Source organism: Phycisphaeraceae bacterium (assembly GCA_019636675.1).
GTDB lineage: Bacteria > Planctomycetota > Phycisphaerae > Phycisphaerales > UBA1924 > JAHBXC01.
In genome coordinates, this window is the sequence record JAHBXC010000002.1 from 637,778 (window position 1) to 650,826 (window position 13,049).

Here is a 13,049-nt window from a genome sequence, read left to right on the forward strand (position 1 = left end):
AGTACGGCCCGAAGCCGAAAGCCCACCCGGAAGCCCAGATGCGACCACGACCAGAACCACGCCGGACCGCCCTGATGCTCGTACTCGCCTGCGGCGTCGCGATCACGCTCGCCCCGCTCGGGGGGTGCTCGGGCCAGCGTTCGCGCGCTAACGAGGACCGCATCCTGAAGCGAGCCGGGCTCACGCCCACCGAGCGCCAGCCCGGCACGCCAGCGGATCAGGAACGCGAAGGGTCGCAGCTGCAGGGCGTGCGTGCGGCGGCCCCGGAGTCCATCGCCGACGTGCGGATTCTCGTGGGTTCGCCCGATATGCAGACGGACCCGACGCCGGCGCGGACCGAGCCGGCGCCCCGGCGCAGCGCCACCGAGGACGCAAGCCCCGCAGGTCCTGGGGCCACCGACACTCCGACGTCGTCAGCGCCTGCGCGCGCCGGCGGCGAGCCGAGCGGGTTCGTCGACTCCGTGGTCGGGCAGATCAACGGGCGCCCGGTCTACGCCAGCGAGTTCTTCGCACCCATGGACGCGCGACTGCGCTCCGAGGCGGCCCGGCTCCCGCCCGCCCGGTGGGTCGAGCAGACCAGGCAGATCGTGCTGAACGCGCTGCGAGAGCGCATGCGTGAAGAGTTGCTCCTCGCCGAGTTCCAGGCGTCGCTCACTCGAGAGCAGCGACAGGGGCTGCTGGCGTTCGTCGGCAACCTGCGCCAGCGCCTCGTGGCCGAGAACCTCGGCAGCGAATCGCTCGCCTCCAGCCGCCTCGAAGAGGCCGAGGGTCTGACGCTCGACCAGAAGATCCAGCAGCAGCGCGACACCGAGATCATCCGCGCGCAGCTCACCCGCGCCGTCGGTGATCGCCTGTATGTCTCCTGGCGCGAGATCGAGCTCGAGTACGAGCGCAACTACGACCAGTACAACCCGGCTCCGATCGCGCGCCTGCGCATGATCCAGGTGCCGGCGGCCAACACGGAGCGGGTGGACGCGGTCCGCGAAGCCCTCGCGTCCGGAACGCCCTTCGCCGAGGTCGCGTCGTCCTCCAGCGACTTCCGCGCCAGCGAGGGCGGGCTCTGGACTATCGCGGTCGAGCGCGGCGGGTACGAGGCGACCCGCATCTTCGCGCCCGACGAGCTCAACCGCGTCGCGGTCGGGCTCTCCCCGGGCCAGGTCAGCGAGCCGTTCGCATGGGCGAACTCCACTGTGTGGCTGCACCTCGAAGCGATCGAGCAGCCCCCGACCAGGTCGCTCTACGACGCGCAGATCGAGATCCACAACCGGCTCCGCTTCCAGCGCTGGCAGGAGGAAGAGGGGGAGTACTACGTGCGCCTCTTCGGGCGCGCGAGCGTGACCGACCTCGACGAGATGTTCTCGCGACTGATGGAGATCGCCGTCCAGCGATACCTCCAGCAGCCGGCGCCCACGCCGGCTCCGGGCGGGCGCTGACGCCGTGCTGGCGTGGGTCCGGCTGCTGCTGGCCCGTCCCGAGGCGCGCCGGCGAGGGCGAGACCCGCTCGGCCCTCGCGGCGAGCGCCTCGCGAAGCGTTTCCTCCGCGATGCCGGGTACAAAGCGCTGGACGCCAATGTTCGCACCAGCGCCGGCGAGATCGACCTCATCGTCGAGGCCCCTGATCGTCGCACGGTTGTGTTCGTCGAGGTGAAGACCCGGCGCGTCGGCGCGGTGCGTCCGGGCGGTTCTCCACCGCCCGAGGCGAGCGTCCACGCACGCAAACGCGCGAAGCTCGTCCTTCTCGCGAAACAGATCTCGCGCGCTCGTGGGTGGACCGACCGCCCGTTGCGCATCGACGTCGTCGCGATCGAGGCCCCGGAGGTCGGGGAACCCACGATCCGGCATTTCGTCAACGCCGTCTCAGGGTGAGCCGTTCGTTCGGATCGAGGGCAGGATGCCGGACTCGTCTGGTTGCAGACTCGACAGGCGCGTCGACGCGCGCCGGGACGCGTCCTGCGCCTGCGAGACATCGATCTCCACCGGCACGATCAGACTGAACATCGACCCCGACCCGGGAGCGCTCTCGAGCTGGATCTCGCCCTGAAGGATGTGCGCGAGTTCCCGCGCGATCGCCAGGCCCAGGCCGGTGCCGCCGTGCTGCTTGGTGTGGCCCGCGTCGAGCTGCCTGAACTTCTCGAAGATCGCCTCGTGAAACTCCTCGGGGATGCCCGGGCCCGTGTCGAGCACGCTGACGCGGATGCGCGGCATCCCGTGGGCGTCGCGGATGCGCTCGGCGCGGAGCGTGATCCGCCCGTCCTCGGGGGTGAACTTCACGGCGTTGCTGAGGAAGTTGAAGACGACCTGCTGGAACTTGCGCGGATCGGTGGTGACCACCGGCAGCGCGCCCTGGCCTTCGGTCGGGGGGGATTCGAGCGTGAGCCGGATCCGCTTGCGGTCCGCCTGGGGGCGGATGAGCCCCAGCAGCCCGTCGCAGGTCTCGACGACGTTCATCTGCTCCACGCGCACGTCGATGCGACCCGCTTCGATCTTCGCCATCTCGAGGAGCTCGTTGATCATCTCCAGCAGCGACCGCCCGGCGTTGACGATGTTGTCGAGGTACCTCGACCGCTTCGCCAGCATCGCGAGCTCCTCGTCGGTCTTGGTTCCCCGGTTCGAGTCCGACTCGGCGATGCTCTGCAGCAGCTCGGCGAACCCGATGATCGAGTTGAGGGGCGTGCGCAGCTCGTGGCTCACGTTCGCGAGGAACTCGCCCTTGAGCTTGGCCGATTCGTAGAGCGCGATGTTGCTGCGCGAGAGCTCGTCGACGCGAAGGTCAAGAGAACGGTTGATCGTGCGCAGGCGGTCCGTGCTCTCGGTCAGGCCCTGCAGCATCTCGTTGAAGGTCTGGCCGAGCTCCTCGAACTCGTCGCCCGTGGTGATCTGCGAGCGCGCCGACAGGTCGCCCCGACGCACGAGGTCCGCGACCTCTCGCAGCGTGCGCACCGGCTTGAGGATGATCCTCGTCGTGATGAGGTAGAACACCATCGACGCGAAGAGGCCGGCGAGCACGCCGGCGACGACGAGGTACATCCGGTTGATGAGCAGCAGGCTCTGCGCCTGGGGCGAGCGGCGTTCGAGGAGGAGCACGCTGACGAGCTCCCTGGTGTCCGGCTCGCGCTGCGCCCGCGCGTAGCGGTAGATGCGGTCCCCGTCCCAGATCGCCTCGTGGTGCTCGCTGATGGGCTCGCGCCGGGTCCTGCGGAAACGCTCAACCGCCGCCGCCAGAAAGGCCGAGTCCGCCGCCGCCGCGTCCAGGTCCGCGGCGGGGATCCGCCGGATGACCGGCTCGTCGGGGCGCGAGGGCGGCGCGTCGGCAGGCGCCGGCGCCCGGGATGTCGGGAACGCGAGATCGAACGCCGACCCGTCGCCCTCGGAGGTGCGCTCCCACAGGCGTGAGATCTGTCGAGAGGTCTCGAGCTGGCTCGCGTCCACGACGCTGAGCGTGCGGAACCAGGGCACCAGGAGCGCCGACGAGATGATGAGCACGATCGCCGCCCCGAACAGGAGCTGGCATTTCGTCGCGAGGCTGACGCCCCGGAGCATCGACTGGATGGTGTTGGAGGGCCGATCCATGCGAGGGTGTGTCCCGACGGGTGACCCGCCCAGTCTACTCGATGGGCTCGTAGAGCATCACACGCTCGATGGTGTTGTCGTCGCGCATGATCGCGGCCTTCGGTCGGTGGGCCCGGTGTTCGTCGTCGGTCATGAGGGCGAAGTGCATCACGATCACCTTGTCGCCCGGCTCGACCAGGTGCGCCGCCGCCCCGTTGACCTCGATCTTGCCCGACCCCGGCTCGCCCCAGAAGACATAGGTCTCGAAGCGCGCGCCGGTGCGGCAGTTGGCGACGAGCACCGCGTCGTTCACGCGCAGGCCGATGGCGCGGAGGATGTCGGCGTCGATGGTGATCGAGCCGACGTAGTCGGGCAGGGCCTTGGTGACCGTCGCCCGGTGAACTTTGGAATGGAGGACCTTGCGAAGCATCGACGTCAGTCTCTCGCGTCCGATCGCGCATCGGCGCGAGGCGACCACTCGCTGGGCGTCGGCTTGGCGCGGTGCAGCCCGGCGCGATCGAGCCCGCCCGGCCCGGCCGCCCCGGGAACGGTCAGGCGAGGCGCGTCGCCCCAGAGCATCTCCAGGTCGTAGTGCAGGCGTGTCTGGGGCTCGAAGAGGTGCACGACGACATCGACGAAGTCGAGGACGATCCAGGTCGGGTTCAGGTCATGGGTGTTGGAACGGAACATCGACATGCCCTGCGCGTCGCCGATCTTCTCGACATTGCGCGCGGCGCTGCGCATCTGCACGTCCGATGTGCCCGACGCGATGACGAAGAAGTCCGTCAGCTGGCTCTTGCCGCGCAGGTCGAGGACCACCAGATCCGTGCACTTGTCGGAGGCGAGCTCCGCGGCGGCGGCGAGGGCGAACTCGCGGGCCTTCTCGTGATCCCGGCCGGGCTGGGGCCTGGGCGAGGCGGGCGTCTGCCCTGCGTCGTCGATAGCGTCGGTCTTGCGTGGGTTCTTCATCGCTGTGTCCAAGAGAGTAGGGGGCCGCGCCGGGGCGGTTCCACGCCCGGGGGTGACGACGCTGCTGGGAGGGCCGGAACAGAAACGCGGGGCGGCGCGTCGGCGCCGCCCCGCGCAGGGGGTGCTGGGTCAGGGCGTGGGCCCGATTACTGGAGGCCGATCATCGAGGCGAACATCGGGCCGAACTTCACGGTGAGGCCCGCGAAGACGACGGCGACGATCGAGATCAGCTTGATGAGGATGTTGAGAGACGGGCCGGAGGTGTCCTTGAAGGGGTCGCCGACGGTGTCGCCCACGACGGTGGCCTTGTGGTCGTCGGAGCCCTTGCCGTAGACATAGGCCGCGCCCTTGCCGTTGCGGACGTAGTCCTCGGCGCGGGCCGCGATCGCGTCACGGATCTCGGCCGGGACCTTCTCGCGCGAGGCGGCGTTGGCGATGAAGTCATCGGCGGTGATGCGCCCGTACGACTCGAGGAGCTTCTTGGCGTTGTCCCACGCGCCGCCGGCGTTGGCCATGAAGATGGCGACGGCGAAGCCGGAGGTCAGGCCGCCGGCGAGCATGCCGACCACGCCCGGCACGCCGAGCACGAGGCCGACGACGATGGGGACGATGATCGCCAGGGCGGAGGGCACGACCATCTCGCGCTGCGCGCCGGCGGTCGAGATCGACACGCAGGACGCGTAGTCGGGGTAGTTGACGCCCTCGTGCTGGACCTGCTTGGGCCACTTCTCGGGGTCGGCGATGTCGGCCTCGGACATGCCCTGCGCGCGGAAGGCGGCGCGCATCTTGGCGAACTGGCGGCGACACTCGATCATCATCGCGTTCGCGGCGCGACCGACGGCGCTCATGGTCATGGCGCAGAAGAGGAACGCGAGGAGCACGCCCATGAACAGGCCGCCCAGCACGCGCGGGTTCAGAAGCGTGACCTCGTAGAACCCGAGGATGTCGGAGACCTGCGCGTTGCGGGCCGCGACGACCTCGATGTCGGTGCGGGCGTCCGCCGGGCCGCCGGTCAGGCGCAGCAGGCGGGCCTCGGAGAAGGTGGTCTCGCCCGAGTGGGCGGCGGAGACGGCGAAGGTGGAGCCGACGGAGAGGTTGTCGGCGTTGCCTGCGGTCTTCTGGGCGCGATCGACGAGCAGGCCCGCGTCGCGGGTCCCGTCGGCGAGCACGATCGCGAACTTGCCGTAGCCCTGGTAGATCGCCGCGCCGGCGAAGGACGCGTCAACCTGCACCTCGCGGGCGCGGGCGAAGCTGTCGGCCTGCGTGGTGAGCTGGATCTGCACGATCTGGATGTAGGCGGCGAAGAGCGCGAGCGCCGTGAGGGCCGCCGAGCCGATGGCGAAGCCCTTGCCGGTCGCGGCGGTGGTGTTGCCCAGCGAGTCGAGCATGTCGGTGCGCTGGCGGACGTGGGGGGGCTGACCGGTCATCTCGGCGTTGCCGCCGGCGTTGTCGGCGATGGGGCCGTACGCGTCGGTCGCGAGGGTGATGCCGAGGGTGGCCAGCATGCCGACGGCGGCGATGCCGACGCCGTAGAGACCCATGAGGAACGACTCGCCGCCGCCGGCGAGGGTGAAGGCGGCGATGATCGCGACGGAGACGGTGATGAGGGCGGCCCAGGTGGACTTCATGCCCTCGGCGATGCCGGCGATGATGACGGTCGCGGGGCCGGTGAGCGCCTGGCGCGCGATGCGCTTGGTCGGCTCGTGCTCGTACGAGGTGTAGTACTCGGTCGCGATCGCGATGACGTTGCCTGCGATGAGGCCGGCGACGATCGCGAGGGCGAGGCGCCACCAGGAGGAGCCGAGCGCCGCGAGGGCGGTCGACGCGTCGCCGCTGCCCAGCAGCAGCCACAGGATGCCGAAGCAGCCGACGCCGATGAGCGCCGACGCGACGTAGACGCCGGTGTGGAGGCCCTTGAGGAGCTGCGCGAAGGACGCGTTCTCCTTGGCCTTGACGGTGAAGATGCCGGCGATCGAGCAGAGGATGCCCAGGCCGGCGATCGCGATGGGCGCGAGCGCGAGCTTCATGCCCAGCTCGACGGACTGCGTGTAGGCGAGGCCCGCGCCGGTGACGGCGGCGGCGCCGAGCGCCATGGTCGCGAGCATCGAGCCGTAGTACGACTCGTACAGGTCGGCGCCCATGCCGGCGACGTCGCCGACGTTGTCGCCCACGTTGTCGGCGATGGTGGCGGGGTTGCGTGCGTCGTCCTCGGGGATGCCCGCCTCGACCTTGCCGACCAGGTCGGCGCCCACGTCGGCGGCCTTGGTGTAGATGCCGCCGCCGACACGCGCGAACAGCGCCTGCGTCGACGCGCCCATGCCGAAGGAGAGCATGACCGTGGTCATCGCGACCAGGCCCTGGGGCGTGCCCTTGGCGATGCCGAAGGCGTCACCGAAGGTATTGAAGATGAAGAACCACAGCGAGACGTCGAGCAGCGCGAAGCCGACGACGACCAGGCCCATCACGGCGCCCGAGCGGAACGCGACGGTCAGGCCCTCGTTGAGCGAGGCCTTGGCGGCGTTGGCGGTGCGCGCCGACGCGTTGGTCGCCATCTTCATGCCGAACCAGCCGCAGAGACCGGAGAACAGGCCGGCGAGCGGGACGCCGATCATGGTCATCGCGGCCTGCAGGTTGAGCTGCCAGAGGATCGCGAGCAGGCCGATCAGGACGACGAAGACGATCGCGACGACCTTGTACTGGCGCGTGAGGTAGGCCATCGCGCCCTCGCGCACGGCCTGCGCGATGCGGATCATCTCCGCGTCGCCCTCGGACTTGGACATGACCATCCGCGAGAAGACGAAGGCCATGATCAACGCCGCGACGGCGCCGATCGGGCCGAGCAGGTACGGCGAGAAGGGTGTAAACGCGCCGGCCGTCGATCCCGTCGGGAGAGCGGCGGTCGCCAGATGCAACGCTGCAGAAGCGAGTTCGGTCACCGTCAGAGCTCCTCACGCAGATGGTGGGGTGATGTCCAGCGCGGCGTGCGAATGCGCCGAGTGGACGAACCGCCTGTGGGCGTCGATGCGAAGACGACGCCGCGGACGGGCGGAATATAGCGATCACAAACTTGACGAGCGAACGGACCGCCACAGGTCCTTCACGGGCCCGACGCTCACCGAATCATCCTCATCGGCCCTTTCGGCGCCGGAGGACGCAATTCAGGGAACGGTCAGGCCGGGGTCCGGAACCCGCCGCGCGCCGCGACGATGCGGTTGGCGCTCTTGCGCTGCGCACGACGACGACGCTCCGAGGGCTTCTCGAAGTACTGCTTGCGCTTCACATCCTTGGTCAGGCCCTCTTTCTCGCAGAGCTTCTTGAAGCGCCGCTGGAGCTGCTCGACCGACTCGCCGCTACGCGCACGAACGCGGATCGCCATAACCGTCACTATCCTTCCAGCCGCTTGAAGGGCGGCAGCGTGTGAATCACATCAGGCCCGCGAGGCGCAGGCCGACAACCATTCCCGCCACTCAGGCCGGGAGTCAGGCCGAGAGTATCCCGCCCAGACCCCTCCCGGACAAGCGGACCGGGCCATGAATCCGGGCCGCGCCCGCCAGACACGACCCCCCCGAAAGGCCTCCGAGTGTTGCTCGTCGACGCGTACAACGCGATCCATGTCACCGGCGTGCTGCCCCCGCACCTGGCCGGGATCGACGCGCCGGCGCTGGCCGAGCTGGTCTCCGGATCGCGCTGGGGCCGGGGGAAAGCCCTGCTTGTCTGCGATGGGACAAGGCCGCGCGGCTGGCCCCGGGCGGTCGGGGGCGTTGAGTTGCGCTTCGCCGGGCCCGGTCGCGACGCGGACACCCTCATCGAGCGGCTGCTGCGAGATTCCCCAGACCCGCGCCGGGTCACGGTCGTGTCCTCGGACCAGCGCCTGCGCCGGGCAGCCAAGCGGGCGGGCGCCGCCTCGATCACCAGCGAGGGGTTCCTGGCGCAGCTCGCCTCCGACATCGACGCCCCCAAAGCGCGCGCCGTGTCGCCCGCAGCCGGCAAGCCCGAGGTCCCGCTCGACCCCTACGCCCTGCGCCGGTGGCTTGAGGAGTTCGGGCTGGGCCCCGACGAGCTGCGTCGAATCGCCGGGGAGGCGAGCGCATGCAGGGCGGCGCCGCTCAAGGTCGAGCCGACGAGGGATCACGACGCCCCGCGACGCGCCGGGGAGGGCCGAGCTGCCGCGCGGCGAGAGCCCACGCCGCCGGCCGGGGAGTCGCGCCCGCTGGACCTGTCGGACGCCCAGCTCCACGCCATGCTCGCCGACGCTCTCAAGATGTGGCCCGGCGCGGATCTTCCTGCCGATCTCGACATCACCCAATGGCTCGCCACCCTCACCGACGATCCGCTCTCGCCGCCCTCGCGCTCTGCGCGCTCGTCGCGGTGACGACCGCCTGCAGTTCGACGCCCTCGCCCCCCTGGGTGTCGGGCGGGCGTTTCGTCGACCTGCCCGAGACGCTCGACATGCGCTCGGTGCACGTCGCCGCCCGTCTCTCGTTGGAGGCGCAGGGGTACACCATCGAGTCCGACAGCGTGACGCAGACTCGCGGCGAGATCCTCGCGCGCTCGCCGGTGAGCGATTCGCCCGGTTTTTTCCGCTCGGCGATCGTCGTGAAGACACGGCGCGACATCGAGGGTCCCATCCGTCTCACGGTCTCGCGCTGGCCCTCTGAGAGCCGCGACCATGAGACCAACGCCACGCTGAGCATGATCGTGGACACGCTGGGCGTGCGCCCTCTCCCGACGCTGGAAGAGCGCCAGCGCGCCGCGGCGCAGCGCTAGTCAAAAAAGAAAGCGCGGGCCTCTCGGGCCCGCGCCTGGATCACTCGTCATGCGAAGCGTCGGCTCAGCCGCGCTCGTTGAGGGGGACGTACTTGACGCCGTGGGGGCCGACGTACGCCGCCTTGGGGCGGATGAGCCGGTTGTCGGAGAGCTGCTCGAGGTTGTGGCCAGCCCAGCCGGAGATGCGGCTCATGGCGAACATCGGGGTGAAGAGGTCGAGCTTGAGCCCGAGCGAGTGGTACATGGTGGCGGAGTAGAAGTCGACGTTGGGGTAGATGCCCTTGGCGGAGACGGCGGCGTGCATCGCGTCCTCGATGCGTTTGCTCATCTTGTAGAGCTCTTCGTTGCCGGTGTCCTTGGAGAGCTGCTCGGCGAGGGTCTTGAGGTACTTGGCGCGCGGGTCGTAGGCCTTGTAGACGCGGTGCCCGAAGCCCATGATCTTCTTCTTGTTGGCGAGCGCGTCGGCGACGAAGGCGTCGACCTTGTCGAGGGAGCCGATCTCGCGCAGCGTGACCATCACGCCCTCGTTCGCGCCGCCGTGCAGCGGCCCGCGCAGCGCGCCGATCGCGCCGGTCATCGAGGAGTAGAAGTCCGAGAGCGTCGAGGTGATGACCAGCGAGGTGAAGGTGCTGGCGTTGAGCCCGTGGTCGGCGTGGAGGATCATGCACGCGTCGAAGGCGCGCTCCATGGTCGCGGTCGGCTTCTCGCCGTTGAGCATGTAGAGGAAGTTGGCGGCGAAGGAGAGGTTGTGATCGGGGGCGATCGGCTCCTTGCCGTTTCGGATGCGGTCGAACGCCGCGATGATGGTGGGGGTCTGCGCGAGGAGGATCGTCGCCTTGCGCCGGTACTCGCCCAGCTCGATGTTGTTGGGGTCCTTGTCGAGCATGGCCATGGCGGACACCATCGTCCGGAGCATGTGCATCGGCTGCGCGGACTTGGGCATCTGGCGCAGGAGGGTCATCAGCTCGGCCGGGATCGCGTAGTGCGAGCGCAGGTTCTTGTTGAACGCCTCGAGCTCGGCCTTCTTCGGCAGGCGACGGTTCCACAGAAGGAAGACCGTCTCCTCGAAGGTGCTGTGCCGGGCGAGCGAATCGATGTCGATGCCGACGTATTCGAGAACGCCCTTCTCGCCGTCGATGAAAGACATCTCGGTTTCGGCGGCGACGACCCCTTCGAGGCCCTTGGCTGCGGCTGTAGTCATGTCGAGCAACCCTGCGTGCTGGAAGCGTTTGAGTTCGGATGAATGCGACCGGACGCTCGCAATCGTGTCGCGTGCGCCAGGCCCGGACTGTACGCCCCGACCCACTCGGGGGACACACCGACGCGACAAACCGTTGCTACCCTCGCCCTGTGCTCGTCCAAGGAAGACTCATCCTCGACCCCGCCCGACCCCCGGTCCCCGGCTGGCTTCGTCTCGAACAGGACCGGATCTCCGAGGTCGGGGAGGGCGCGCTGCCCTCGGGCATGCGTCCCGACGCCGGGGGGCCGAACCTGGTGGTCTCGCCGGCGTTCATCGACGCGCACCTCCATATCCCCCAGTTCGGCGCCGAGGGCTGCGACGGGCTGCCCCTGCTCGAGTGGCTCCGCGAGGTCGTCTTCCCGGCCGAGTCGTGGTTCGGCGCCGGCGCCGCCCGCGAGGTGACCCGCCGGGCGCTGCGGTCCCTCGCCCGGGAGGGCACGCTCGCCTTCGCCGGGTACCTCTCGAGCCACGCCGAAGCGGCGCGCGACTCGATGACCCTCATCGAGCGATCCGGACTGCGCGCCACCGTCGGACGCGTCCAGATGGACCGCGAAGCGCCGGCCTCGCTCGTCTCCGAGGACCGCGAGCGGGTCAGACTCTCGCCCGTGCCCACGCCGTTCCTCGCCCCTCGCGATGAGCGGGGATCGCGCGTCCGCCCGTCGCTGAACCCGCGCTTCGCGATCGCGTGCTCCGACGAGCTGCTCGCCGAGTGCGGCTGGTGCGCCAAGGAGCGTCCTGATCTGTTCATCCAGACGCATCTGTGCGAGTCCCTCGCCGAGATCGCCCGTGTGCGTGATCTCTTCCCCGACGACCCGACCTATACGCATGTGTATGACCGGTTCGGCCTGCTGACGGCGCGCACGCTGCTCGCCCACGCGGTCCACCTCTCGTCCGACGAGTGGGCGCTGATCGCGGCGCGGCGCAGCGTCGTGGTGCACTGCCCGACCGCCAACACCTTCCTGCGCTCGGGGCTGTTCGATCTCACGACGGCGCGCGAGCACGGCGTGCGCGTCGCGCTGGGCTCCGATGTCGCCGGAGGGCCGGACCACGCGATGCCCCGCGTCGCCAGAGCGATGATCGAGGTCGCCAAGACGCGATCCATCCTCGCGAGCGACCCCTCCTCTGTCTTCGTCCCGACCCCGGCCGACGCGTGGCGCATGATCACGCGCGACAACGCGTCGGCGCTGGGCCTCGACGACGCCGGCGCGCTGCGCGTCGGCGCGAGCGCCGACATCCTGCTCCTGCGCGTCCCCGACGACTGGCACGACGAGCACCTGCTCGGACGCGTCCTCCATCGCTGGTCGCACGAACTGATCGACACCCGAATCCTGCGCGGCGTGCGCGTCGATCCCGATACCATCTGACCTCCCGTGTACATCCCACTCGGCACAGATCGACCTCTCCGGCTCCCGACGCTGACCACCTACGCGCTGCTCGCGAGCAACGCGATCATGTTCATCGCGCAGATGCTCGTCGATTCCGGAGCACGCGCCGGCGGCGCCACGCCCCTGACCGACGCGCTCATGCTCGCGCCGGGCTCTCCGTTCTGGACCTACCTGACCTACCAGTTCATGCACGGCGACATCTGGCACTTCGCCGGCAACATGCTGGTGCTCTGGGTCTTCGGGCCCAACGTCGAGGACCGCTTCGGGCGCCTCTGGTTCCTGCTGTTCTATCTCGTCGGGGGGGTCATCGCGGGCGCGGTGCACATGCTCGTCGACAACACCGCGGTGATCGGGGCCAGCGGGTCCATCGCCGCCGTCACCGGCGCCTATCTGGTGCTGTTCCCTCGCACGCGCATCCGCGGGTTCCTGTTCTTCTTCCTCATCATGCCCCTGGTCATCCCGGCGACCTGGTTCATCGGCTTCGCGATCTTCCGCGACATCGCCATGCGCGGCATCGGGAGCGGGAATGTCGCGACGGCGGCACACCTCGGGGGCTACGCCTTCGGCATCTCGGTCGCGTTCGCGCTCCTGGGGACCGGCGTCCTCGCCCGCGAGCCCTACGACCTGCTGACGCTGTTCAAGCAGTCGCGCCGGCGCAGGCGTTTCAAGGAGCTCAGCGTCAGGAACGACCCGTGGACGGCCCGCCCGACCGAGCCCGCTGCCGACGAGCGCACGCGCCGGGCTCGCGCCGAGACCGACGATCAACGCATGCGCCTGCGCTCGAACCTGACGCGCGCCGTGGGCACGGGCGACGCAGACGCCGCCGAGCGCGCCTACGCCGCGCTCCTCGACGCGCACGCCGACGACACGCTCCCCCGCGCCGCCCAGCTCTCGCTCGCGAATCTGCTGTTCGCGTCCGGCAAGCACGAGCCGGCGTCGACCGCCTACGCGGCGTTCCTCAGGGCCAACCCCTACGACGCCGAATCGGCTCGCGTCCGGCTGATGTCGGCGCTGCTCGCCGGCAGGTACCTCAACGACCCGGTGCGCGCGAAGACCCTGCTGCGCGAGTGCGAGGGCAAGCTGCGCAGGGACGACGAGATCGCGATGTGGGAATCGCTCTGGGCCGAGCTGGGCTGACC

The 13,049-nt window shown here is 69.7% G+C and carries 12 protein-coding genes; 6 read left to right on the forward strand and 6 right to left on the reverse strand.

Going from position 1 to position 13,049, the window contains the following annotated elements:
• Positions 1-38: 38 nt before the first annotated feature.
• The gene (locus KF684_09360) at positions 39-1,433 is read left to right on the forward strand and encodes a peptidyl-prolyl cis-trans isomerase (GenBank protein ID MBX3353131.1); all 1,395 of its coding nucleotides are present in this window, start codon (positions 39-41) and stop codon (positions 1,431-1,433) included.
• 4 nt (positions 1,434-1,437) lie between these two features.
• The gene (locus KF684_09365) at positions 1,438-1,866 is read left to right on the forward strand and encodes a YraN family protein (GenBank protein MBX3353132.1); all 429 of its coding nucleotides are present in this window, start codon (positions 1,438-1,440) and stop codon (positions 1,864-1,866) included.
• On the opposite strand, the gene KF684_09370 is transcribed toward KF684_09365, so the two are convergent.
• The 5 genes from KF684_09370 to rpsU form a co-directional block, all read right to left on the reverse strand.
• Positions 1,858-3,570, reverse strand: coding sequence for a HAMP domain-containing histidine kinase (locus KF684_09370; GenBank protein MBX3353133.1), 1,713 nt, complete (start codon positions 3,568-3,570; stop codon positions 1,858-1,860). The two genes, KF684_09365 and KF684_09370, sit on opposite strands and share 9 nt — an antisense overlap.
• Before the next feature lie 34 nt (positions 3,571-3,604).
• On the reverse strand, positions 3,605-3,979 hold the full coding sequence (locus KF684_09375) for an aspartate 1-decarboxylase (GenBank protein MBX3353134.1): 375 nt from the start codon (positions 3,977-3,979) through the stop codon (positions 3,605-3,607).
• A gap of 5 nt (positions 3,980-3,984) precedes the next feature.
• The gene (rsfS, locus tag KF684_09380) at positions 3,985-4,518 is read right to left on the reverse strand and encodes a ribosome silencing factor (GenBank protein ID MBX3353135.1); all 534 of its coding nucleotides are present in this window, start codon (positions 4,516-4,518) and stop codon (positions 3,985-3,987) included.
• Positions 4,519-4,664: 146 nt separating this feature from the next.
• The gene (locus tag KF684_09385; protein ID MBX3353136.1) at positions 4,665-7,454 is read right to left on the reverse strand and encodes a sodium-translocating pyrophosphatase; all 2,790 of its coding nucleotides are present in this window, start codon (positions 7,452-7,454) and stop codon (positions 4,665-4,667) included.
• 233 nt (positions 7,455-7,687) lie between these two features.
• Positions 7,688-7,894, reverse strand: coding sequence for a 30S ribosomal protein S21 (gene rpsU / locus KF684_09390; protein MBX3353137.1), 207 nt, complete (start codon positions 7,892-7,894; stop codon positions 7,688-7,690).
• Between the two features lie 207 nt (positions 7,895-8,101).
• On the opposite strand from rpsU, the gene KF684_09395 reads away from it, so the two are divergent.
• Both KF684_09395 and KF684_09400 read left to right on the forward strand, forming a co-directional pair.
• Positions 8,102-8,890, forward strand: coding sequence for an NYN domain-containing protein (locus KF684_09395; GenBank protein MBX3353138.1), 789 nt, complete (start codon positions 8,102-8,104; stop codon positions 8,888-8,890).
• Entirely contained in the window at positions 8,887-9,285 is a 399-nt protein-coding gene (locus KF684_09400; GenBank protein ID MBX3353139.1) for a hypothetical protein, read from the forward strand. Before KF684_09395 ends, KF684_09400 begins: the two co-directional genes overlap by 4 nt.
• Positions 9,286-9,349: 64 nt before the next feature.
• On the opposite strand, the gene KF684_09405 is transcribed toward KF684_09400, so the two are convergent.
• The gene (locus KF684_09405; GenBank protein MBX3353140.1) at positions 9,350-10,486 is read right to left on the reverse strand and encodes a citrate synthase; all 1,137 of its coding nucleotides are present in this window, start codon (positions 10,484-10,486) and stop codon (positions 9,350-9,352) included.
• A gap of 149 nt (positions 10,487-10,635) precedes the next feature.
• Between KF684_09405 and KF684_09410 the strand changes: the two genes are divergently transcribed.
• A complete protein-coding gene (locus tag KF684_09410) occupies positions 10,636-11,889 on the forward strand; it encodes an amidohydrolase family protein (GenBank protein MBX3353141.1) in 1,254 nt (417 codons plus the stop codon).
• Between the two features lie 6 nt (positions 11,890-11,895).
• Positions 11,896-13,047 carry a rhomboid family intramembrane serine protease gene (locus KF684_09415; GenBank protein ID MBX3353142.1) on the forward strand — a complete coding sequence of 384 codons (1,152 nt, stop codon included), beginning with the start codon at positions 11,896-11,898 and terminating at the stop codon, positions 13,045-13,047.
• Positions 13,048-13,049 lie beyond the last annotated feature (2 nt).